This is a genomic window from Micromonospora cynarisoli, from assembly GCF_030518815.1.
GTDB classification, from domain to species: domain Bacteria; phylum Actinomycetota; class Actinomycetes; order Mycobacteriales; family Micromonosporaceae; genus Micromonospora; species Micromonospora wenchangensis.
Genome location: NZ_CP130426.1, coordinates 3,605,331 through 3,627,228, shown reverse-complemented (window position 1 = coordinate 3,627,228; position 21,898 = coordinate 3,605,331). Strand labels below are relative to the sequence as shown.

The 21,898-nt window shown below is 73.2% G+C and carries 21 protein-coding genes; 11 read left to right on the top strand and 10 right to left on the bottom strand.

Annotated features, from left to right (window positions below; all coding sequences use genetic code 11):
* Genes Q2K16_RS15340 through Q2K16_RS15330 form a run of 3 tightly spaced genes read right to left on the bottom strand, consistent with a single transcriptional unit; the run spans nt 1 to nt 2,718 of the window.
* Nucleotides 1–885 (bottom strand): ABC transporter permease, encoded by an 885-nt coding sequence (locus tag Q2K16_RS15340; protein ID WP_302746240.1) that lies wholly within the window; start codon nt 883–885, stop codon nt 1–3.
* Entirely contained in the window at nt 875–1,654 is a 780-nt protein-coding gene (locus Q2K16_RS15335; RefSeq protein ID WP_302746239.1) for an ABC transporter ATP-binding protein, read from the bottom strand. The genes Q2K16_RS15340 and Q2K16_RS15335 overlap by 11 nt, the downstream gene beginning before the upstream one ends.
* On the bottom strand, nt 1,651–2,718 hold the full coding sequence (locus Q2K16_RS15330) for an ABC transporter substrate-binding protein (RefSeq protein WP_368052569.1): 1,068 nt from the start codon (nt 2,716–2,718) through the stop codon (nt 1,651–1,653). The genes Q2K16_RS15335 and Q2K16_RS15330 overlap by 4 nt, the downstream gene beginning before the upstream one ends.
* Nucleotides 2,719–2,906: 188 nt before the next feature.
* On the opposite strand from Q2K16_RS15330, the gene Q2K16_RS15325 reads away from it, so the two are divergent.
* From Q2K16_RS15325 to nudC, 4 genes are read left to right on the top strand one after another with little or no spacing between them, the layout of a single operon-like run.
* Nucleotides 2,907–3,992 carry an LLM class flavin-dependent oxidoreductase gene (locus tag Q2K16_RS15325; RefSeq protein ID WP_302746236.1) on the top strand — a complete coding sequence of 362 codons (1,086 nt, stop codon included), beginning with the start codon at nt 2,907–2,909 and terminating at the stop codon, nt 3,990–3,992.
* Nucleotides 3,993–4,046: 54 nt separating this feature from the next.
* Nucleotides 4,047–5,357 (top strand): M16 family metallopeptidase, encoded by a 1,311-nt coding sequence (locus tag Q2K16_RS15320; protein WP_302746234.1) that lies wholly within the window; start codon nt 4,047–4,049, stop codon nt 5,355–5,357.
* Nucleotides 5,354–6,682, top strand: a complete 1,329-nt coding sequence (locus Q2K16_RS15315) for a M16 family metallopeptidase (RefSeq protein WP_302746233.1) — start codon at nt 5,354–5,356, stop codon at nt 6,680–6,682. The genes Q2K16_RS15320 and Q2K16_RS15315 overlap by 4 nt, the downstream gene beginning before the upstream one ends.
* Nucleotides 6,679–7,626: an NAD(+) diphosphatase gene (gene nudC / locus Q2K16_RS15310; protein WP_302746232.1), complete on the top strand. Its 948-nt coding sequence runs from the start codon at nt 6,679–6,681 to the stop codon at nt 7,624–7,626. The genes Q2K16_RS15315 and nudC overlap by 4 nt, the downstream gene beginning before the upstream one ends.
* 219 nt (nt 7,627–7,845) lie before the next feature.
* Here the strand turns inward: nudC and Q2K16_RS15305 are convergent, their stop codons facing one another.
* A complete protein-coding gene (locus tag Q2K16_RS15305; protein ID WP_302746231.1) occupies nt 7,846–8,064 on the bottom strand; it encodes a DUF397 domain-containing protein in 219 nt (72 codons plus the stop codon).
* 73 nt (nt 8,065–8,137) lie between these two features.
* Complete coding sequence (locus Q2K16_RS15300) at nt 8,138–9,112, bottom strand: helix-turn-helix domain-containing protein (protein WP_302746498.1); 975 nt, start codon at nt 9,110–9,112, stop codon at nt 8,138–8,140.
* A 230-nt stretch (nt 9,113–9,342) separates the two neighbouring features.
* On the opposite strand from Q2K16_RS15300, the gene Q2K16_RS15295 reads away from it, so the two are divergent.
* Entirely contained in the window at nt 9,343–10,629 is a 1,287-nt protein-coding gene (locus Q2K16_RS15295) for an MFS transporter (protein WP_368052552.1), read from the top strand.
* A 64-nt stretch (nt 10,630–10,693) separates the two neighbouring features.
* Here the strand turns inward: Q2K16_RS15295 and Q2K16_RS15290 are convergent, their stop codons facing one another.
* Nucleotides 10,694–10,936 carry a mycoredoxin gene (locus Q2K16_RS15290; RefSeq protein WP_145921586.1) on the bottom strand — a complete coding sequence of 81 codons (243 nt, stop codon included), beginning with the start codon at nt 10,934–10,936 and terminating at the stop codon, nt 10,694–10,696.
* An 89-nt stretch (nt 10,937–11,025) separates the two neighbouring features.
* Here Q2K16_RS15290 and Q2K16_RS15285 point away from each other — a divergent pair, with 89 nt between their 5' ends.
* The 3 genes from Q2K16_RS15285 (at nt 11,026) to Q2K16_RS15275 (ending at nt 14,085) form a co-directional block, all read left to right on the top strand.
* Nucleotides 11,026–13,206, top strand: a complete 2,181-nt coding sequence (locus Q2K16_RS15285) for an ATP-dependent DNA helicase UvrD2 (RefSeq protein WP_302746227.1) — start codon at nt 11,026–11,028, stop codon at nt 13,204–13,206.
* 124 nt (nt 13,207–13,330) lie between these two features.
* Nucleotides 13,331–13,588: a hypothetical protein gene (locus Q2K16_RS15280; protein ID WP_302746225.1), complete on the top strand. Its 258-nt coding sequence runs from the start codon at nt 13,331–13,333 to the stop codon at nt 13,586–13,588.
* Between the two features lie 131 nt (nt 13,589–13,719).
* Nucleotides 13,720–14,085, top strand: coding sequence for a WhiB family transcriptional regulator (locus Q2K16_RS15275; protein WP_145921584.1), 366 nt, complete (start codon nt 13,720–13,722; stop codon nt 14,083–14,085).
* 310 nt (nt 14,086–14,395) lie between these two features.
* Here Q2K16_RS15275 and Q2K16_RS15270 read toward each other — a convergent pair whose 3' ends face one another.
* From Q2K16_RS15270 to Q2K16_RS15260, 3 genes are all read right to left on the bottom strand, one after another.
* Nucleotides 14,396–15,727, bottom strand: a complete 1,332-nt coding sequence (locus Q2K16_RS15270; RefSeq protein WP_302746223.1) for an ABC1 kinase family protein — start codon at nt 15,725–15,727, stop codon at nt 14,396–14,398.
* Nucleotides 15,728–15,928: 201 nt separating this feature from the next.
* Nucleotides 15,929–17,041 carry a ThiF family adenylyltransferase gene (locus Q2K16_RS15265; protein ID WP_302746221.1) on the bottom strand — a complete coding sequence of 371 codons (1,113 nt, stop codon included), beginning with the start codon at nt 17,039–17,041 and terminating at the stop codon, nt 15,929–15,931.
* 268 nt (nt 17,042–17,309) lie between these two features.
* Nucleotides 17,310–17,477 carry a DUF5679 domain-containing protein gene (locus tag Q2K16_RS15260; protein WP_007464795.1) on the bottom strand — a complete coding sequence of 56 codons (168 nt, stop codon included), beginning with the start codon at nt 17,475–17,477 and terminating at the stop codon, nt 17,310–17,312.
* A gap of 510 nt (nt 17,478–17,987) precedes the next feature.
* On the opposite strand from Q2K16_RS15260, the gene Q2K16_RS15255 reads away from it, so the two are divergent.
* Nucleotides 17,988–18,518 carry a M48 metallopeptidase family protein gene (locus Q2K16_RS15255; RefSeq protein WP_088644234.1) on the top strand — a complete coding sequence of 177 codons (531 nt, stop codon included), beginning with the start codon at nt 17,988–17,990 and terminating at the stop codon, nt 18,516–18,518.
* Between the two features lie 136 nt (nt 18,519–18,654).
* Complete coding sequence (locus Q2K16_RS15250; protein WP_302746214.1) at nt 18,655–19,254, top strand: hypothetical protein; 600 nt, start codon at nt 18,655–18,657, stop codon at nt 19,252–19,254.
* A 120-nt stretch (nt 19,255–19,374) separates the two neighbouring features.
* Here the strand turns inward: Q2K16_RS15250 and Q2K16_RS15245 are convergent, their stop codons facing one another.
* Nucleotides 19,375–20,673, bottom strand: coding sequence for a zinc-dependent metalloprotease (locus tag Q2K16_RS15245; protein WP_302746213.1), 1,299 nt, complete (start codon nt 20,671–20,673; stop codon nt 19,375–19,377).
* A 113-nt stretch (nt 20,674–20,786) separates the two neighbouring features.
* On the opposite strand from Q2K16_RS15245, the gene Q2K16_RS15240 reads away from it, so the two are divergent.
* The gene (locus Q2K16_RS15240; RefSeq protein ID WP_302746212.1) at nt 20,787–21,800 is read left to right on the top strand and encodes a YlbL family protein; all 1,014 of its coding nucleotides are present in this window, start codon (nt 20,787–20,789) and stop codon (nt 21,798–21,800) included.
* Nucleotides 21,801–21,898: the final 98 nt, after the last annotated feature.

The following is a 21,898-nucleotide window of genomic DNA, read 5'->3' as shown; positions in this document are numbered from 1 at the left end:
TCACTGACCAGCCTGGTCCAGCACGCCCCAGCGGCGGCGGATCGCCCGGTCGGCCGCCCCGAAGGCGGCGTCGACCACCAGCCCGACGACCAGGATGACGATCATCGTGGAGAGCAGCCAGGGCGCGTCGGACAGTTCCCGGGAGTAGGTGAGCTGGGCACCCAGGGACGTCTGCGAGATGCCGACCACCAGCAGCTCACCTGCCATCAGGCTGCGCCAGGAGAAGGCCCAGCCCTGCTTGAGCCCGGCGACGATGGCGGGCAGCGCGGCCGGCGCGATGACGTACCGGTAGAGGTTCAGTCCCCGGGCGCCGAGGTTGCGGCCGGCCCGGACCAGCAGTGGCGGCACGTAGTCGACGCCGCTGATCACCCCGTTGGCGATGGACGGCGCGGCACCGAGCACCACCACGAAGAAGATCGCCTTCTCGCTCAGTTCGAACAGCAGGATGGCCAGCGGGAACCAGGCGATCGACGGCATCGTCTGCAACGCGGTGATCATCGAGCCGATCGCCGCCCGCAGCACCTTGGACCGGGCCACCGCCAGACCGACCAGCAGGCCGACCGCGACCGAGAAGACGTAGCCGAGCGCGGCCCGTTGCAGGGTGGTGGCGAGCCCGTCCCAGAGCTGCCGCCCGCTGGCCTGCCGGACCAGCTCCTCGGCCACGGTGACCGGGCCGGGCAGCGAGTACGGCGGCTTCCACCCGCTCCAGACCACCACCTGCCACAGCCCGATGGCGATGGCGAGCGCGGCGAGCTTGGGCCAGGTGGACGCCCAGAGACGGGCGCCCCGGGAGACCTCCTTCTCCCGGCCGGCGATCTCCAGCGCGTCGAGGCCGGAGATCTCCGCGTCGGTACGGGCCGTGTCGGTCAGGGTGTCACTTGCCATGGCGGCCCACCTCCGTACGGAGTCGGTCGGTGACCTCGGAGGCGATCGCGGCGACCTCGGGGGAGTCGATGCGCCGGGGACGGGGCACGTTCACCTCCGTGGACCAGATGATCCGTCCGGGTCGGCTGCTGAGCAGGATGATCCGGTCGGCGAGCCGGGCCGCCTCCCGGACGTTGTGCGTCACGAACAGCACGGTGAGCTGCCGCTGCGCCCAGATGCGTTCCAGTTCGTCGTGCAGGATGTCCCGGGTCATCGCGTCGAGCGCGCCGAACGGCTCGTCCATCAGCAGGACCGGGGTGTCCAGGGCGAGGGTGCGGGCCAGGGCGACCCGCTGCCGCATGCCGCCGGACAGCTCGTGCGGGCGCTTGCGGCCGAAGTCGGACAGGTGGACGGTGCTCAGCAGCTCCGCCACCCGTTCCCGACGCTCGGCGCGGGGCAGCCCGCGCAGCTTCAACGGCACCTCGACGTTGGCCTCGACGGTCAGCCAGGGGAACAGCGCCGGCTCCTGGAACATCAGGCCGGGGTGGGCGTCGTCGGCGACCGTGATCGTGCCGCCCTGCGCGCGGTCCAGCCCGGCGACGAGGTTGAGCAGCGTGCTCTTTCCGCAGCCGGACGCGCCGACGAGGCAGACGAACTCCCCGGGCCGGACGTCGAGGCTGACCCCGTCCAGGGCGAGGACGGCGTTCGTCCCGCGCCCGTACACCTTGGTCACACCGGAGAGCGCGACCGCGGTGGTCGCGCTCTGCGGCGGCGTCGTGGTCGACGTCACGGCTGGGTGACCTCGGCCTGGCCCTGCGTCTTGAGCACCTCGTTGAGGTACTTCAGGTCGTAGAGGCCGTCGAGGTTGACCGGCTGGGTCAGTTCGACCGCGACGGCGTGGTCGAGCCCGGTCTTGAGCGAGGACGCGATCGGGTCGTTGGTGAACAGCAGGGTGGGCCACGCCTGCTTGATCAGCTTCAGGTCCAGCGGCTTGCCGGTGATCTTGCCGATGTGGTCGGAGATGGCCTGCTGGGCCTCGTCCGGCTTGGCGTTGACGAAGTCGTTCGCCGCGACCTGCCCCTCGACCAGCTTCTTCACCGTCTCCGGGTGGGCCTTGAGGAACTTGGTGGAGACGATCAGGTTGGTGATGACGAACTTCTTGTCAGGCCAGAGGTCCCGCTCGTCGACGAGGACCTTGCCGCCGGCGTTGACCAGCCGGGAGACGAACGGCTCGGGCACCCACGCGCCGTCGATCGAGCCGCTGGAGAAGGTCTCCACCGTCTGGGCGTTCTCCTGCGGGACGATCTTGACGTCGCCGCCGCCCTCCTTGGTGGTCTTGAGGCCCTTCTCCTTGAGCCAGTAGCGGATGGCGACGTCCTGGGTGTTGCCGAGCTGCGGGGTGGCGATCTTCTTGCCGCGCAACTGCTCGACCGAGGTGATCCCGGGCTTGACCACCAGGGCGACCCCGCCGGAGGCGGCGCCGGAGATGACCCGGACGGCCTCCCCCTTGGACTTGGAGAACGCGTTCACCGTCGGGTTCGGGCCGATGTACGTGGCGTCGAGCGCACCGGAGAAGATCGCCTCGATGGCGGCCGGGCCGGCGTTGAACGTCTTGGTCTCCAGCTTGACGCCATCGCCCAGCTTGTCCTCGAAGATCTTCTTCTCCACCCCCACCACTGCTGGAGCGTGCGTGATGTTGGGGAAGTAGCCGAGCCGCAGGGTGACCGGGCCGGAGTCGCCGCCGCCGGCGGCGCTGTCATCGTCGCCGCACGCCGCGGTGGTTCCCATCGTGGCCACGCCGACGGCGGCGAGGGTGGCGAGGGAGAGCAGCCGACGGAAGGGGAGCCGTCTCATCATCTGTCCAATCCGCAGTATTCCTATTTAGTTGGTAGGAAGACTGGGTCAGGACTCGATCGGCGTCAAGCGCCGTCCGCATCATGGGATGTCGGGTCTCAGATATTCCTGGTTTTCCTACCTTCTTGATAGGTTTAACTGCCCCCGGCGAGGTAGACCGGGCGGGACACGGCGAGAGGGCTGCCGACATGACCTTCCACTGGTTCCTCCCCACCTCCGGCGACGGCGACCAGGTCGGTGCCGCCACCGTCACCGCCGGTGCGGCCCGACACGCACGGGCGGCCACCGTCGGATATCTGACCGAGGTGGCCCGCGCCGCCGAGGCGGGCGGGTTCAGCGCCCTGCTCACCCCGGTCGGCTCCGGCTGCCCCGACCCGTGGATCGTCTGCGCCGCGGTCGCCCAGCACACCGAGCGGATCGGCCTGCTGGTCGCCGTGCGCGCCGGCTTCGCCCTGCCCACCCTGGTCGCCCAGCAGGCCGAGGCGTTCCAGGCGGTCTCCGGCGGCCGGCTCGCGCTCAACGTCGTCACCGGCGGCGACCCCACCGAGCAGCGGGCGTACGGCGACTTCCTCGACCACGACGCCCGCTACGCCCGTACCGGTGAGTTCATCGAGGTGCTCCGCCGCTCCTGGCGCGGCGGCCCGTTCGACTTCGCCGGCGAGCACTACCGGGTCGACGGCGGCGGACTCTCCAGCCCGCTGACCGACCCGCCACCGGTCTACCTCGGCGGCGCATCCCCGGCCGCCGAGGCGGTCGCCGCCCGGCAGGCCGACGCCTACCTGATGTGGGGCGAGCCACCGGCGGCGATCGCCACCCGGGTGGCCCGGGTCCGGGCCGGCGCCGCCGAGCTGGGGCGCACCCTGCGCACCGGGCTGCGGCTGCACGTCATCGCCCGGCACACCGCCGCCGAGGCGTGGGCCGAGGCCGACCGGCTGCGGGCCGGGATGAGCCCGGAGCGGATCGCCGCCGCCCAGGCCCGGTTCGGCCGGATGGACTCCGTCGGCCAGGCCCGGATGACCGCGCTGCACGGCGGCGGCAGCGGCCGCCTCGCCGTCGCGACCAACCTGTGGGCCGGCATCGGCCTGGTCCGCGAGGGCGCGGGCACCGCCCTGGTCGGCAGCTACGCCGAGGTCGCGGCCCGGATCGACGAGTACGCCCACAGCGGCGTCGACGAGTTCATCCTCTCCGGCTGGCCGCACCGCGAGGAGGCGGAACGGGTCGGCGCGGAGGTGCTGCCCCGGGTCACCGCGCTGCCCGTCGCGGTGTCGCACTGAGACGCAGGTCGAGGACGCCCGTGTCACCGGTGGCGACACGCTAGGGTCGATCACGTGCCGACCCGGAGAGCGAGAATCCCAGCGACGAAGTACCCGGTCGAGCGGTTCACCCTCGACAACGGCCTACGGGTGGTGCTCACCCCGGACCGCAGCGCCTCGGTGATCGGTGTGGCGGTCGTCTACGACGTCGGCATCCGCTCCGAGCCGCAGGGGCGTACCGGCTTCGCCCACCTCTTCGAGCACCTGATGTTCCAGGGCTCGGAGAACCTGGAGAAGCTGGCCCACTTCCGGCACGTGCAGGGTGCCGGCGGCACCTTCAACGGCTCCACCCACCTGGACTACACCGACTACTACGAGACGCTGCCCGGCAACGCCCTGGAACGGGCGCTGTTCCTGGAGGCCGACCGGATGCGCGGTCCCCGGCTGACCGAGGAGAACCTGCGCAACCAGGTCGACGTGGTCAAGGAGGAGATCCGGGTCAACGTGCTCAACCGGCCGTACGGCGGGTTCCCCTGGCTGACCCTGCCGCCGGTGATGTTCGACACCTTCCCCAACGCGCACGACGGCTACGGCTCCTTCGACGACCTGGAGTCGGCCACCGTCGCCGACGCCGCCGACTTCTTCCGCCGCTACTACGCCAGCGGCAACGCCGTGCTCGCGGTCAGCGGGGACATCGACGTCGCGGAGGCGACCACCCTGGTCGAACGGCACTTCGGCGACGTGCCGGCCCGGCCTGCCCCGGAACGTCCCGACTTCACCGAGCCCGACCTGACCGCCGAGCGGCGCACCTCGTACACCGACCAGTTGGCGCCGCTGCCGGCGGTGGCCTCGGCGTGGCGGGTGCCCGACCCGGTCGGCGACTTCGCCGGCTACCTGCCGTACGTGGTGCTCGCCGAGGTGCTCACCGACGGGGACGCCTCCCGGCTGGTGGAGCGGATGGTGCAGCGGGACCGCAGCGTCACCGGCCTCGGCGGCTACCTCGGTTTCATGGGTGACCCGTTCGACGTCCGCGACCCCACCGCGTTGCTGCTCCAGGCGCACCTGCCGCCCGGCGGCGACGTCGACAAGGCGCTGCGCACGATCGACGAGGAACTGGACCGGCTGGCCACCGACGGGCTGACCGACGGGGAACTGGCCCGTACCCAGGCGCGGATGGCCACCCACCTGCTGCGGGACACCGACGCGGTGCTCGGCCGGGCGCTGCGGATGGCGGTGCTGGAGCAGCAGCGCGGCGAGCCGGGCCTGCTCAACGACCTGCCCCGGCTGGTCGGCGAGGTCACCGACGACCAGGTCCGCGCCGCCGCCGCCACCCTGCGCCCGAACCGCCGCGCCTCCATCGAGGTCATCCCCGGAGGTGCCAAATGACGATCGTCAACTCCCGGGCACTTCCGCCGTTGGGTCCGAACCGGCGGCTGAAGCTGCCCCGGCAGGCCGAGCGGCGGCTCGCCAACGGGCTTACCGTGATCGCGGTACGCCGCCCCGCCGTACCCCTGGTCGAGCTGCGGCTGTGGATGCCGTTCGGCCGCACCCACCTGGCCCGGGGCGCGATGCTCGCCGAGACGGTGCTGGCCGGCACCGGCACCCGTACCGCCACCGAGATCGCCGCCGAGTTGCAGAAGGTCGGCGGCGGGCTCTCGGCCGGGGCCGACCCGGACCGGCTGATGCTCTCCGGCGCGGGCCTGGTCACCGGGCTGGACCGGATGCTGGAACTCCTGGCCGACGTGCTGACCGACGCCAGCTACCCGGCCGACTGGGTGCAGACCGAGCGGGACCGGCTGGTGGACCGCATCCAGGTGGCGCTGAGCCAGCCCGCCCACCTGGCCCGGACGGCGCTGCTGCGGCGGATGTACGGCCGGCACCCGTACGCGGTGCAGACCCCGGAGCCGGACCAGGTGCGCGCGGTCCGGCCGGCGGCGCTGCGCCGGCTGCACGCCGAGCGGGTGCACCCGGCCGAGGCGGTGCTGGTGCTGGTCGGCGACGTGCAGCCGGAACGCGCGCTGGACGCGGCGGAGAAGGCGCTGGGCGGGTGGACCGGGGACACCCGGGGTGCCGAACTGCCGCCCGCGCCACCGCTGGAACCCGGCCCGCTGTTGCTGGTGGACCGGCCCGGCTCGGTGCAGTCCTCGCTGCGGATCGCGTTGCCGGCGGTGCCCCGGACCCATCCGGACCATGCCGCGCTGCAACTGGCGAACCTGATCTTCGGCGGCTACTTCTCGTCCCGCTGGACGGAGAACATCCGGGAGGACAAGGGGTACACCTACGGCCCGCACTCCTCGGTGGAGCATTCGGTGGCCGGGTCGGTGCTGGTCGCCGGTGCCGAGGTGGCGACCGAGGTGACCGGGCCGGCCCTGCTGGAGACCACGTACGAGCTGGGCCGGCTGGCCTCGTTGCCGCCCGGCGCGGACGAGCTGGAACAGGCCCGCCAGTACGCCCTGGGCACCCTCCAGCTCGGCATCTCCACCCAGGCTGGACTGGCCGCGCTGACCAGTGCGTACGCGGGCAACGGGCTGCGGCTGGACTTCCTCGCCGAGCACGCCGCCCGGCTGGCGAAGGTGACCGTCGAGGATGTCGCCGAGGTGGGCGCCCGGTACCTCGCCCCGGCACGGGCGGTGGTGGTGGTGCTCGGTGACGCCGAACGGATCGCCGGTCCGTTGGCCGCCCTCACCCCGGTCCGGACGGAGTCGGCGTGAGCGGGGAGACAGCGCCGCCGCTGGCCCGGTCCACCCTGGACCGGGCGGCGCACCGGCGTACCGACCCGCAGTGGCTGGCGCAGGCGTGGCGGCGGGCCCGGGTGCTGGTGCTGGACTCGACCCGGGACGGCCGGGCCCTGGTCCGCGCCGACGCGAACCCGCCGGCGCTGGTGTTGCGGGACGCCGCCGAGGTCGGTCCGACCCCGGAGGCGTACCAGCTCTTTCTCGGGGTGGAACCCGACGGGGTGCCGGTTTTCGCGGTGGACGCCCCGCTTCCCGAGCTGCCGGGCACCCGGGAGGCCAACCTGCGGGAGATCGGCCATCTGCTCGACGACCGGGATGCGGGGATCTTCACCACCGCGCTCGCCCTGGTGAACTGGCACCTGGGGCACGGCTGGTCACCCCGGACGGGGCACCGGACCGAGGTCGCCGAGGGCGGCTGGTCGCGGGTGGGCGCGGACGGCCACCGGATGTGGCCGCGTACCGACCCGGCGATGATCGTCCTGGTGCACGACGGGGTGGACGGCCCGGACGGGCGTTGCCTGCTCGGCAACAACGCCACCTGGCCACGGACCCCGGGGCAGCGGCGGTTCTCCTGCCTCGCCGGGTACGTCGAGCCGGGGGAGTCCGCTGAGGCGGCCGTGCTGCGCGAGGTCCGCGAGGAGGTCGGCGTCGGGGTCGAGCGGATCACGTACGCGGGCAGCCAGGCCTGGCCGTTCCCCGGCTCGTTGATGCTGGGCTACCTGGCCGAGGCGGACCCGGGGGAGCCGGTGCGGGTCGACCCGACGGAGATCGCGTACGCCCGCTGGTTCACCCGGCGGGAGATCGGTGCGGTGCTGGCCGGCCGGGCGGTGGACGCCGGGGACGGTGACCGGGTGATCCTGCCGCCGCCGTCGTCGATCGCGCTGTTCCTGATCCACCGCTGGCTCGACGGCCACTGCTGACCGTGCGGCGCGGCTGCGGTGCCGGCCCCGGGCCGTCGTTGCCGCGACGGGCCGGGACCGGGAACACGGGCCGTCGCGGCCGGGCAGGGAGTCGACCCGGGGCCGGTGGCGACCACGACGGACTGCTCAGGTGGGTCGGCCGTGCGGAGTGGACGGGTGTGGCGACGCGACGACGCGGGGCCGCCGGCAGGCTGCCGACGGCCCCGCTGCGTGACCGGATCAGTCCAGGGCGAACTGGCCGTCCTTGGTGCCCCGGAGGAAGCCGCGCCAACCGGCCTGCGGGAACAGCAGCACCGGGCCGTCCGGGTCCTTACTGTCCCGCAGCGCCACCTCGGTCGTCGCGGTGCGCAGCCGGGCGACCTCCACACAGTTGGAGGTCTGGCTACGGCTGCTCTTGTGCCAGCGCAGGTCGGCGGGCACGGTCTGGATCTCGTTCATGGCTCTGCTCCTGGTTCCTGGAACTGCTTCGACGGAACGAGCGGCGGTCGCCCGGCCCCGATGGGTCGGTGTGTCACCGCTCCGTCAGGCGCCCAGGTTGTCGGCGGCGTTGGGCCGGCGCTGCTGTCGGACCCGGGGCCGTCGAGGACGAGGCTGCCGTGTCGGTCAGCCGTCCCGTCGCCGTGAAGAGCCAGGTAAGGGTGTCCGATGCGGAGAGCGCCGCCGAGCATAGCCACTCAAACACCACTTTATAGCGATTTACCGTAGATGCCTCGGTCGACATGACGTCGATGAAGCCTCCTTCGATCGCCAACGTCTCCGGGTCCTGCGAATCGGTGAACCGGTAGAGCGAGAAGGCCGTCGGTGGCAGGTAGAACTCGCCGATCCGGGTGTCGCGCAGCAGCAGGTGCAGCGTCACGTTCGGCAGCATGGCCAGCTCGCAGAGGTGGGCGAGCTGGTCCCGCAGCACGTCCGGCGGGCAGGCCCGGCGGCCCAGCGCCGCCTCCTCCAGCACCGCCGTGTAGTGGGGACCGTCCGGCCGGTCCAGCAGGGACTGCCGACCCAACCGCGCCTTGACCTCCGTCTCCGGGTCGTCCCCGGCGGACGGGTCGGCCGACGCGGCGGCGGCGTTGGCCGAGACGATCCGCAGCCTGGCGTACCCCTCGGTCTGCAACAGCCCCGGCACCAGGACCGGGTTGTACTCGCGGATCTGGGCGCAACCCGCCTCCAGCTCCGCCCAGCCCAACTGCTGCTGGGTCATCACCGGGTACGACCTGCGCCAGGCGCGCATGTCGCCGGCCTCCTCGGTGATGACCAGCAGTTCCTCCCGCAGGGCAGGGGCGGCCTGGTAGAGGTCGAGCAGGACGGCGACGTCCTCCGGGTCGGGCCGGCTGCGGCCGTTCTCCAGCCGGGACAGCTTCGACGCCGACGCCCAGCCGATCCGTTCGATCACCTGGTCGCCGGTGAGTCCCGCCGCCTCGCGCAGGCGACGCAGGTCAGTGCCGAGCCTGCGGCGACGCAGGATCGGGCTCGGTACGGCTGGAGGCACGGTGTCCTCGATTCCGTAGACCGCCACGAGACGCGACGGTAACTGTATGAAACTCGCCCCCCACGGTCAGTATGGACGGCGCGACCGGCGTCGGAGGTCCCGGCGAGGGCGTGTCTTGCGACAGAAAGACGACTGTGGAACGTGTCAGCCGGGCCGGGACGACGCCGTCCCCACCGGCGGCAGTTCCCCGTACGCGTCCAGCCGGACGCCACCCCCGCCGGAGGGAACCCATGCGCACCGTCCTGCGCCGCCCCGACTTCCGTCTGCTCTTCGTCGCGCTGCTGGCCAGCATGGCGGCCGAGTCGATGCTGCTGCTCGCCCTGGCCATCTGGGTCAAGGACCTGACCGGCTCCGACGGGCTGGCCGGCGCGACGATCTTCGCGATCATCGCGCCGATGATCCTGGCCCCGCTGGTCGGCTGGGTGGTCGACCGCTACCGCCGGCGGCCGTTCTTCGTGGTCGCGAACCTGGGCACCGCCCTGCTGCTCAGCCCGCTCTTCGCGGTCCGCGACCGGGCCGACGTCTGGATCATCTACGTGGTGGCCGCCTGCTACGGGCTGTCCTACCTGACGCTGCACGCGACCCTGAGCGGTCTGCTGCGCCAGCTCGTGCCGAGTGAGCTGCTGGCCGACGCGAACGGGGCGTTGCAGACAGTGCGACAGGGCCTGCGCCTCGGCGGCCCCCTGGCCGGCGCGGCCCTCTACGCCACGATCGGTGGCTGGCTGCTGACCAGCCTGGCGATGACCGGGTTCCTGGTCGCCGCCGCCGTGGTGGGGCTGCTCCGGGTGACCGAGCACCCGCCGGCCACCGCCGCCCTGCGCTGGCCCGCCGAGCTGGGGGCGGGGCTGCGCCACCTGACCCGCGAGGCCGCCCTGCGCCGGGCCCTGCTCGGCTACGGTCTGGGCTCGCTCGTGATGGGCTTCACCGAATCACTGATCTTCGCGTACGTCGACCAGGGGCTGCGCCGTGACGCCGCCTTCGTCGGGGTGCTGATCGCCGTGCAGGGGATCGGCGGCCTGGCGGGCGGCCTGCTCTCGTCGACGGTGGTGCGCCGGGTCGGCGAACTGGGCGCGCTCGCCGCCGGGGTGACCCTGTTCGGCCCGGCCGCGCTGACCCTGGCCTGGCCGGACCTCCGGCTCGGCGTGCTGGCCCTGCTGCTGGCCGGACTGTCCCTGCCGCTGACCATGGTCGGGCTGACCACGCTGGTCCAGCGGCGCACCCCGCCGGGGCTGCTCGGTCGGGTCACCGCTGCCTCCGAGGCCCTGGTCAGCGGGCCGCAGGCGGTCTCCATCGGGGCCGGGGCGCTGCTCGTCGGCGTGTTCGACTACCGGCTGCTCTTCGTGCTCGTCGGGGTGGTCACCACAGCCGCCGGCCTGTGGCTCTGGCGGGGACGTCGGCTCACCCCGCCGCTCCCACCGAAGCCGCCGGTCCCGCCCACGACACCGCCCGTGGCCCGCATCCCGGCCCCCCGTCGTCCGCTGCCCGACCCGACCGCCGACCGGCTGCCCGGGCGCTGACCCCGCGACACGACGCAGCGGCCGGCCCCGGTGGGGGTCGGCCGCTGCGCGAAGCGGGGAGGGCTCAGCCCGCGATCGTGGCCAGGTGCTGCTTGACCTGGGTGATGGAGGGGTTGGTCAGGGCGCTGCCGTCGGCGAAGCGCAGCGTCGGCACGGTCTGGTTGCCGCCGTTGACGCTCATCACGAAGTCCGCGGCCTTCGGGTCCTGCTCGATGTCGACCACCTCGTACCCGATGCCTTCCCGGTCCAGCTGCGACTTCAGCCGGTGGCAGTAGCCGCACCACGGAGTGGAATACATGGTCAACATCGTCGGATCCTCCAAGGGTCGCCGCACCGGCCCGGGTCAGGCCAGGCTAACCGGTGCAACACCGGCCGGAGCTGAGATGATTCCTCGCTGTGGCGGTTCACTCAGCGGCGGAGACGGTGCTCGCCGGGCTGGACCCGGAGCAGCGGTCGGTGGTGACCGCCCCGGCCGGCCCGGTCTGCGTCCTGGCCGGCGCCGGCACCGGCAAGACCCGGGCGGTGACCTCCCGGATCGCCCACCGGGTGCTGACCGGCGGGATCTCCGGGCGGCACGTGCTCGCGGTCACCTTCACCGCGCGGGCCGCCGCCGAGATGCGGCACCGGCTGGCCCTGATCGGGGTGCCGGGCGTGCAGGCCCGGACGTTCCACGCGGCGGCGCTGCGCCAGGTGCGCTACTTCGCCCCCCGGCTGCTGTCCGGGCGGGCCATGCCGGAGTTGCTGGACAGCAAGGTCCGGGTGGTCACCCTGGCCGCCGCCAAGGTCGGCCTACGGGCCGACCGGGCCGCCGCCCGGGACCTGGCCGGCGAGATCGAGTGGGCCAAGTCGTCGCTCGTCGAACCGGGGGAGTACGTGGTCGCCGCGACCCGGGCACTGCGCGAGACGCCGTACGAGCCGGCGAGGGTGGCCGAGGTGTTCACCGCGTACGAGCGGCTGAAGCGCTCCTCCGGGGTGATCGACTTCGAGGACATGCTGCGCGCCGCGGTGTGGGGCATCGAGGAGCACCCGGACGTCGCCGAGCAGGTACGCGGCCAGTACCGGCACTTCGTGGTCGACGAGTACCAGGACGTCAACCCGCTCCAGCAGCGGCTGCTCGACGCCTGGCTGGGCGGCCGGGACGACGTGACGGTGGTCGGTGACGCCAGCCAGACGATCTACTCGTTCACCGGGGCCACCTCGGCGTACCTGATCGACTTCCCGCGCCGGCACCGGGCGGCCACGGTGGTCCGGCTGGTCCGCGACTACCGCTCCACCCCGCAGGTGGTCGGGTTGGCCAACGCGGTGATCGGGCAGGCCCGGGGCACCGAGGCGCGGCTACGGCTGGAGCTGCACGGCCAGCGCCCGCCCGGCCCCGAACCGGAGCTGCGGATCTTCACCGACGAGCCGGCCGAGGCGACCGCGGTGGCGGCCCGCTGCCGGACGCTCGTCGACGGGGGCACCCCGGCGAAGGAGATCGCCGTGCTGTTCCGCACCAACGCCCAGTCCGAGGCGTACGAGAAGGCGTTGACCGAGGTCGGCGTCCCGTACGTGGTGCAGGGGGCGGAGCGGTTCTTCGAGCGCGCCGAGGTCCGCCAGGCGATGGTGGCGCTGCGGGCCGCCACCCGCTCGATCCCCGGCGGGACGCCGCTGCCGATCGCCGTCCGGGAGGCGCTGACCGCCGTCGGCTGGACGCCCGACACCGCTCCGCCCGGTGGCGCCGCCCGGGAACGCTGGGAGGCGCTCGCCGCCCTGGTCCAGCTCGCCGAGGAGTACGCGGCCACCCCCGAGGTGCTGCCTATCGGCGAGGCCGCGACGGTGGAGCGCCAGGCCAGCCTGGCCGACTTCAACGACGAGTTGGCCCGGCGGGCCGCCCAGCAGCACGTGCCGACGGTGGACGGGGTGACCCTGGCCTCCCTGCACTCGGCCAAGGGGCTGGAGTGGGACGCGGTCTTCCTGGTCGGCCTCTCCGAGGGCACCCTGCCCACCTCGTACGCCCGGACCCCGGAGCAGGTCGAGGAGGAACGGCGGCTGCTCTACGTCGGGATCACCCGGGCCCGGCAGTGGCTCTGGCTGTCGTACGCGTCGGCCCGCTCGCCTGGTGGGCGGGCCCGCCGCCCGTCGCGGTTCCTGCCCCAGCTGGACCGCAGCGGCGGCGGCGAACGGGCCGGTACGGGCCGGGCGGGCGGCGCGGGCGGGGCGAAGCGGGCGGTCGAGCGGCGGCGGGCCCCGGTGGTCTCCTGCCGGATCTGTGGCGCGACCCTGCTCGCCGGGGCGGACCGTAAGCTGGGCCGCTGTCCCACCTGCCCGTCCGACATCGACGAGCAGCTCTACGAGCGGCTGTGCGACTGGCGGGCCCGGGTGGCCGGGGCGCAGCGGGTCCCCGCCTACGTGGTCTTCACCGACGCCACCCTGGTCGCGCTGGCCGAACGGCGGCCGGGCCGGGTCGAGGAGCTGATCGCGATCGCCGGCATCGGCCCCCGCAAACTCGGCCTGTACGGCGAGGCGGTGCTGGCGTTGGTGGCCGGCGCGACGGTCGACGAGATCGGCCCGGAAAAAACTCTCGAAATCTCGTCGTAAATTCGTTTGCCCTCGCCCCGTGGCGAGGAATAGCCTCAGGACGCACCTCGGGAGCAGCGCCATAACGGCTGCTCACGGGGGCTGAGTCCGAATCGGCACGAGGAACGTGAGGGAGGTGGCACCCGTGGAGATCATCACCTATGAGCGTCCGGCGGCGATGCCAGCTGCCCGCGCTCCGCTGTCGGCTGTGTGGGTGGCCCTTGCCGCTCCGCGACCGTCGATCCCGCAGGTGCACCAGGTCTCGGTTCAGGCCGAGCTGAACCTGACTGTTGCGCCCACTGCGGGTGTCGAGGGGACCAGTGGCTTCACGGGTCTGGGCATCGATGTCGCCACGAAGCGCATGGATGTCCGCGGCGTTCCACCTCGAGGTAGACCGGTCTGACACTCAGACCACCGGCTCACCTCGAGGCCGCGGAACCCGCTCACCGGGATCCGCGGCCTCAGTTTTTTGCCCGTCGAAGTACGTCGGAAATGCGATCCACGAGATCGAAGTGAGAGAGAGGTGACCGGGAGATGAGTCTGGCGTTGGCCCCCCTCGACGTGAGCGTCGAGCTGGAGGCGAACCTGCCCTGTCGGAAGTTCGACCCCGACCTGTGGTTCTCCGACTCGCCCACCGACCTGGAGCTGGCCAAGTCGCTCTGCGGGGACTGCCCGCTGCGCGTCGAGTGCCTGGCCGGGGCGGTCGAGCGGGCCGAGCCGTGGGGCGTCTGGGGCGGCGAGATCTTCGAGCGTGGCGCGGTCGTCCCGCGTAAGCGGCCCCGGGGCCGTCCGCGCAAGGAGGACCTCGCCCGCGACGCCGCCCTCCGGGTCGAGGCCGAGGCGCGACTGGCGGCCAGTGGTGTGGCCACCTCGCGCAGCGCGGTCCGACTGGCAGCCTGACCTACCCGATCCGTTCCACCCACCCGCCGATGATCATCGGCCGCGAGAAAGTTGACCCCGATGCTGCACCTGCCGAACGGAACCGAGATGCAACTACTCCACGAAGCGTTGTCCCGGGCTCGAATGCGCCGGCCTCAGGCCGGTCGTACCACCACGAGCACTGAGGCGCACCGTTCCGCCCGTACCGTCGCGATGAACAGCCGGAGCCAGTCGGCTCGCGACCTGGGCGTTCTCTGAAACCACCACTGACACGCGGGGGCGGTGACCGGATCACGGTCGCCGCCCCCGCGTCGTGCCAAGCCGTCGCCGGTCAGGCGACCGGAGCGAAGCCGGGCAGCCAGCGTTCCAGGATGCCCCGGTAGGGGGCCTTCGCCTCCAACTGGCAGAGCACCCCGATCGAGCCCAGCGTCACCCGGTGGATCAGCAGGTACGACGGCGGCAGGTTGAGCTGCCTGCTGAACTGGAAGGCGGGCGACTTCGGGCTGGCCAGCCGGGTCGCCTCGGCGCGCAGCCAAGCCCGGGTGAACCGGAACTCCTCCTGCGCCACCGGGTCCAGCATCGGGCGGATGTAGTCCAGCAGCGCCTCGGCGTCGATCGGCTCGGTCGGGTTGACGAAGCCCTCCTCGCGCAGCCCGGCGACGACCGCGTCGGCGTCGCCGCGCAACGACAGCCCGAGCAGCCGGCCGATCGGCTCCGGGGTGCCCTCGGGCATCCGGGCCACCGCGCCGAAGTCGATCACACCGAGCCGGCCGTCCGGCAGCAACCGGAAGTTGCCCGGGTGCGGGTCGGCGTGCAGCAGCCCGGCCCGGGGCGGGGCGGACAGGTGCAGGGTCGCCATCAGCCGGCCGGCCGTGTCGCGCTGCGCCTCGGTGCCCTCCCGGATGATGTCCGCCAGCGGCGTTCCCTCGATCCACTCGGTGACCAGCACCCGGGGCGACGACGAGAGCACCGCCGGGATGAAGATCTCCGGGTCGTCGGCGTACGCGGCGGCGAAGGCGCGCTGCGACTCGGCCTCCAACTCGTAGTCCAACTCCTCGGTGATGCGTTCCCGCAGCTCGGCCAGGAGCGGCTTGACGTCCAGGCCGGGCTGGATGGCGCGGAACATCCCGCCCAGCCGGGACAGCTGCTTGAGGTCGGCGAGCAGCGCGTCCCCCGCGCCCGGGTACTGGATCTTGACGGCGGCCGTCCGGGACACCCCGGTCTCCGGGTCCCGCCAGACCGCCCGGTGCACCTGGCCGATGCTGGCCGCCGCGGCCGGGGCGTCGTCGAACTCGACGAACCGGTCCCGCCAGTCCGGCCCGAGCTGCTCCGCGAGCACCTTGTGCACGCTCGCCACCGGCAGCGGCGGGGCGGCCTCCTGGAGCTTCGTCAACGCCTGCCGGTAGGGCGCGGCGATCTCGTCCGGCAACGCCGCCTCGAACACCGACAGCGCCTGGCCGAACTTCATCGCCCCGCCCTTGAGCTGCCCGAGGACGCTGAAGAGTTGCTCGGCGGTGCGTTGCTGGATCTCGGCGGAGATGACGTCGGAAGCGATGCCGGTGACCCGCTTGCCCATCCCGAGGACGGTCCGACCGGCGAAGCCGAGCGGCAGAGCGGCGAGCTTGGCGGTCCGGGACACGGCGCGGCGCGGGATGTCGGTCACCTGGCCATTGTTACCGACTTCGTGGCCACGCTGCTGCGCTGAAGCCGGGCTGGGTGGCCCCGTCCGCCGTTCCGCGCTCCCGCGACGCCCGTCCGTGATCCCCGCGAGCCTGGTCCGCCGCCCCCGCCGTGCCCCGGACGGACCGACCGGACGGGCCCATCCCCGACCGGCTGCGGCGGCGACCGGCCGGCGCGGACCGCGTCAGCGGCCCGAGCAGGAGCAGTCGGGGTGCGGGGCCCAGGCCCGACGGCGTAACCGGCCGCCCGGCCCGACCTCCACCGTGCAGCCGACCGTCTCCGGGGTGCCGCCGTCGAGCTGGGTCAGCGCCTCGGCGACCGCGTAACCGGCGGCGGTGAGCAGGATGGCTGTGCCGCAGGACTGGTCGGCCGGGGCGGTGGCGAGCTGGGCCGCCAGGCCGGGCCAGCCCGGGTCACGATCGGTGCGGTGCAGCTCCAGGCAGTGCAGGCAGGGCCCCACCGGTGGCCGGACCAGGGGGCCTACCACAGGCATCCCCTCCCGCAGGGTGAGCAGCAGGTGGGGCTGGCGACGCCGGGCGTATCCGGTGGCGAGCAGGTCCGGCGGGCGGTCCGTGCCGAGCTGTACCACCAGCTCGACCCGGCGGCGGCCGGCCTGGCGGGTGCGGGTGCCCGGTGCGGCGCGGTCGATGGCGGCCCGGACCGCGGCGGCCAGCGGCTGCCCGACGTCGGCGGCGGCCAGCCCGGTGCCCACCAGGTCACCCGGCTGCACCGGGCCGGTCAGCCCGATCGTCACCTGCCCGACGCCGGCCTGGGCCAGGGCCACGGCGACGGGCGCACCGAGCCGGCCAGCCCCGGCCACCACCACCCGGGCGACGCGGCGGCGACGGAGCACCTGGGCCGGGGTGCCGGGCAGGGCGGGCGCGGCCAGGGCGAGCGCCCCGGCCTCCGCGGCCAGCCGGGTCCGGTCCGGGCCGGTCAGGTCGCGGGGGAGCAGGGTGTGCGCCGGTACGACCAGCCCTGCGGCGTGCAGGGTGTCGATCAGCCCCCGGGCCTGGCCCGGGTCGACCCGGGCGCTCGCCGCGTCCGCGAGCACGTCGCGTTCGCTGCGGGTGCCGTCGAGCAGGTCGAGCAGCCGGATGACCCGTGAGTCGGCCACCTCCAGCAGGACGGCCCGGCCGGGCGTCAGCCCCAGCTGCAGGGTGTGCCGGTCCCGCCAGAGCCGGGTCAGGCCCGGCAGCAGGGCGGGACGCAGCAGCACGGTACGGGCGGGCGCGGGCTGGGAGGGTGTGCGGTGGGCGGGCGCGGGCTGGGTGGACGCGGGGTGGGGCGGGCTCATGACAACGAATCGTGACCGAGTCCCTGCGGTGCGTCGATCGTTGTCCACAGGTGCGCAGCGCCAGATCCAGCGTTGTCCACAGGATTCGGTGAGTTATCCACAGGTCACCGGGAGTCATGTCGGGCAGCTGACAGATGTGCCGCCCGGGGTGGTGGGTGGCGGGGCGCTGCCAGGGTCGGGTCGGGTTCGGGTGCTGCGGGCGGTTCGGGTGGGAGTCGCGGGAGGGGCGGCCCACCGGGCCGCCCCTCCCGCCACGTGCCCGGACGGATCAGACCTTGGCCTTGCCCAGGATGCGGTTCACTGTTGTGCCGCACACCGGACACTTGCCCTTGGCCATGTTCATCCCGGTCTTCGAAACCTCGACGTGCCCCTCGAAGTCCCGCTTCTCCTTGCACTTCACGCAGTAACCGTTGTAGGTCTGGGCCTGGTCGGCCACGGTAGCCTCCTCGTCTCGTCCGCCGGGCACGTCGGTCCGGCGGTGCTCCCGGCGGCGGGCCGTGGGGGCGCCGGCGCCGGGTCCTTCCCCGCGGCCACCCACGTGACCGCCGGTTGGCGGACCCTACCCAGGTCTGGGCGGTTCCATGTCAGCGGTGCATCGACACTGTGAGCAAGTCGACGTCGAGAGTGTGCATCCCGAAATAGGCGGGATAAGTGAGTTTGCCGGGGACACGCCGTGTGGAGCCCTCTGGGAGGTCCCCCGGACGGGGTGCGGCCACGCCGTCGGGACCGATCACCTACGGTGGAGATCGTGCCCGGCGGTGGCTTCCGGCGTCGCCACGAAGGGTGACGAGGGTCCAGCCTCATGGTCACCACCAGTTTTTTTCGGACTCCTTACTACTAACCACCATTTTCCGGGCGCGTGTCGGGGTGTTGACCCTTGCGGACCCCTGGTCAGTACGCATTAGCTTTCCATCGTGGCAGGAAACCACGGCAGCGCGGCCCACTGATGGCGGCGGCGCGGAAGCCAGTCGTCGAGGTACGGCGCAGTCAGCGCCGCCGACGCACGGTGTCCGCCTACCGGGACGGCGAGCGCGTCGTGGTGCTCATCCCGGACCAGTTCTCCCGGGCCGAGGAGAGCGAGTGGGTCGACCGGATGCTCGCCAGGCTCGCCGCCCGGGAAGGGCGGCTGGCCCGCAACGACACCGAACTGCTCGACCGGGCCCTGCGCCTGATCAACCTGTACCTGGCCGACCAGGGTGGCGACGCCCTGCCGGCCAGCGTCCGCTGGGTCACCAACCAGAACGGCCGATGGGGTTCCTGCACCCCCGCCGACCGGACCATCCGGATCTCGCACCGGCTCCAGGAGATGCCCGACTGGGTGCTCGACTACGTGCTGCTGCACGAGTTGGCGCACCTCATCGTGCCGAGCCACAACGCCCGCTTCTGGGCCCTGGTCGGCCGGTACGCCAAGACCGAACGGGCCCGGGGCTACCTGGAGGGGGTCGCCGCCGCCTCCGCCGTGCCGATCGCCGGCTGACCGCCCCACCCGTCGACCGCCCTGCCGGGGTTGATCAACTCATCTGGGCGCGGGCAGCGGTGTCCGGGCGGCGTCGACGGCGCTCCTCCGACCCACAGGAGTCGATCATCCGCACCGCGCCCACTAGGGTCGGGTAATGGTCCGACGGGTGGTGGTGGCGTTGCTCGGTCCGGTGGCCTGGACGCCGCCCGGGGTGGAACCGGCGCGCTGGCGTACCGCCATGGCCGAGGACGTGGTGGACCTGCTCGCCACCCTCGCCGAGGTGGAGTCCGCGCTCGCGGTGACCCCGGCCGACCGCTGGCTGGCCGACGCGGTGCGCTGGCCCGACACCCCCGTGTACGAGGTGCCCGAGCCGACCGTCACCGCCGTGCTGGCCGCCCTCGACGGGTACGACCAGGCCGCCGTGGTCGCCGCCGACGCCCCCGACCTGCCGGGGCTCGTCCTGGGCAAGCTGCTGCGCCCCCTGACCAGCCGACCCGTCGCCGTCGCCCCCGTCGAGGGCGGCCCGGGACTGCTCGGCGTGGCGTCCCGGCTGCCCGTACCCGGGTGGCTGCCGGCGCTGGACCTGGACGTCGCCGGGCCGGCGGACCTGCGGCGCGCGGCCCCCGCCCCGGCCGACGTGGCGGTCACCCCCGGCTGGCACCGGCTGCGCGGCCCGGCCGACCTGGCCGTCCTGGACCCGGCCGTCGAGGGCTGGGAGGCGACCCGCGCCCTGCTCTCCGGCCACCGCACCTGACCGGCCGGCCACCGCAGCCGGCTCGACTACCGCACCCGGCCCGACCATCGCAGCCGGCCGACCAACGGCGACCGGCCGGGCCGCCCGGGTCGCGGGCGGTCCGGCCGGTGGCACGGCTGGTCAGGGCCGGTCGGTGTCGCCGTCGGTGTCGTCGGGGCGGGGACGGCTGCCCGGTGCCTGCTCCTCGGGGCCGCCAGGGGCGGTGAAGTCGAAGGTGGCCAGCTCGTCGTCGAGATCCGTCGAGGTGCTCGCGAACGCCACCGGGTCGGCGAAGTCGGCGTCCGAGGGGAGCAGGTCGGGGTGGCCCCAGACCGCGTCCCGCCCGGCGATGCCCCGGTGTTCGGTAAGCGCCGCCCAGAGCGCCGACGCCTCCCGCAGCCGGCGCGGACGCAGCTCCAGGCCGACCAGCGCGGCGAAGGTCTGCTCGGCCGGCCCGCCGGCCGCCCGGCGGCGACGGAACGCCTCGCCGAGGCGGACCACGTTGGGCAGCCGGTCGGCCGCCGCGCTGTCCACCACGTGGCAGACCCAGCCCTCGACCAGCGCGAGTACCGTCTCCAGCCGGGCCAGCGACGCCTTCTGCGCGGGGGTGTCCTCCGGGGTGAAGATCCCTTCCAGGGCGATCGCCTGCATCGACTCCGGGTCGGTCGGGTCGACCCGGCCCATCGCCTCCTCGATCGCCTCCCGGTTGACCCGGATGCCTGACGCGTAGTTCTCGACCGCGGTCAGCACGTGCCCGCGCAGCCACGGGACGTGCTCGAAGAGCCGCTGGTGGGCCGCCTCGCGCAGGGCCACGTAGAGGCGTACCTCGTCTTCCGGCAGCTCCAGGCCCTCGCCGTACACCCGGATGTTGGCCGGGATCAGCGCGGCGGTGCCGGCCGGGCCGAGCGGCAGGCCGATGTCACCGGCGGAGAGCACCTCGGCGGCGAGCTGCCCGAGGGCCTGCCCGAGCTGGCCGCCGAAGAGCGCCCCGCCCAGGGTGGCGACCATCGACTGCATCGGGCCGAGCTGGGCGCGTGCCTCCGGCGGGACCAGGTCGCCCATCGCGCCCACCATCCGGCTGGCTACCGGGTCGCAGAGCTTGCGCCAGACGTCGAGCGTCTTGTAGATCCACTCGTTGCGGTTCCACGCCAGGGAGGTGCGGATGCCGGTCGGCCAGGCCGACGCCGGCTCCAGCCAGAGGTCGGCCAGGCGCAGCGCCTCCTCCACCGCGTGCCGTTCGTAGGGGGAGGCCATCGGGTCGCCCGTGGCCGCGAGCTGACTGGCGGCCACCTGGCGGGCCAGGTCCCAGTTGACCGGCCCGCTGCCCGGCGCGGAGAGCAGGTGCTGCAACTGCGACATGAACTGCTGCATCTGCGCGGGATCGTTGGGGTCTGGTGGTTGCCCACCCGGGAGCGCGAAACCGAACGGAATATCAGGCACGACGTCTACGGTACGCGCGCCGCGCCCCTGGTAGCCGGCGTCGGCGTTGCGCTGAGGGCGAAGTCCGCCGCAGCCCGCCGGACCCGCCGCCACCTGTCGGTACGCTCTGCCACATGAGACGTCGTGGCGTGACCGTCCTCCTCGGTGCTCTGCTCACCACCCTGCTGAGCATCGGCGTGCTCGGCGCGCCCATCCCGTACGTGGTGCTCGGCCCCGGGCCGACGGTGAACACCCTCGGCACCTCCGACGGGCGGGAGGTCATCCAGGTCAGCGGCCGGGAGACCTCCACCTCCGCCGGCCAGCTCCGGATGACCACGGTCGGCGTGCAGCCGACGGTGAAGCTGCGCGCCGCGATCGCCGGCTGGCTGTCCAAGGACGAGGCGGTGGTCCCCCGGGAACTGGTCTACCCGCCGGGGGAGTCACAGGAGGAGGTCGAGAAGCGCAACGCCGAGGACTTCCAGAACTCGCAGAGCAGCGCCGAGACCGCAGCCCTGGTCAAGCTCGGCTATCCGGTCGAGGTGGTGGCGAAGGAGGTCGCCGCGGACGGGCCGGCGGCCGGCGCGCTCAAGGCCGGCGACGTGGTCACCACCGTCGACGGCGTCAAGGTCACCTCGGCGACCCGGCTGGTCGAGCTGGTCCGGGGCAAGCCCGCCGGCACCGCGCTGACCATCGGGTACGTCCGTGACGGCGCAGCCGGCACCGCCACCGTGACCAGCCGGGAATCCGACGGCCGGCCGCGCATCGGCGTGGTCCCCGACCAGCGGCAGCCGCACCCGTTCACCCTGAAGATCGACCTGAAGGACATCGGTGGCCCGAGCGCCGGGCTGATGTTCGCCCTCGGCATCATCGACAAGCTCAAGCCGGAGGACCTCACCGGCGGGAAGATCATCGCCGGCACCGGCACGATCGACGACGAGGGCCGGGTCGGTCCGATCGGCGGCATCGCCCAGAAGCTGGTCGGGGCGAAGCAGGCCGGGGCCAAGGTGTTCCTGGTCCCCGCCGACAACTGCGCCGAGGCGGTCCGTAACCCGCAACCCGGTCTGCCCATGCTCAAGGTCGGCTCGTTGGACGAGGCATTGACCGCGTTGGACACGTTGCGCGCCGGTGGGGAGCCGACCCGCTGCTGAGGGTGGGGCCACCCGGGGACACCGGCGGCGACCCGGGCACGACCTGACCCGACACGTTCAGGAACACCCCGTACTCTGGGTGCCTGTCCGGAGCCGAT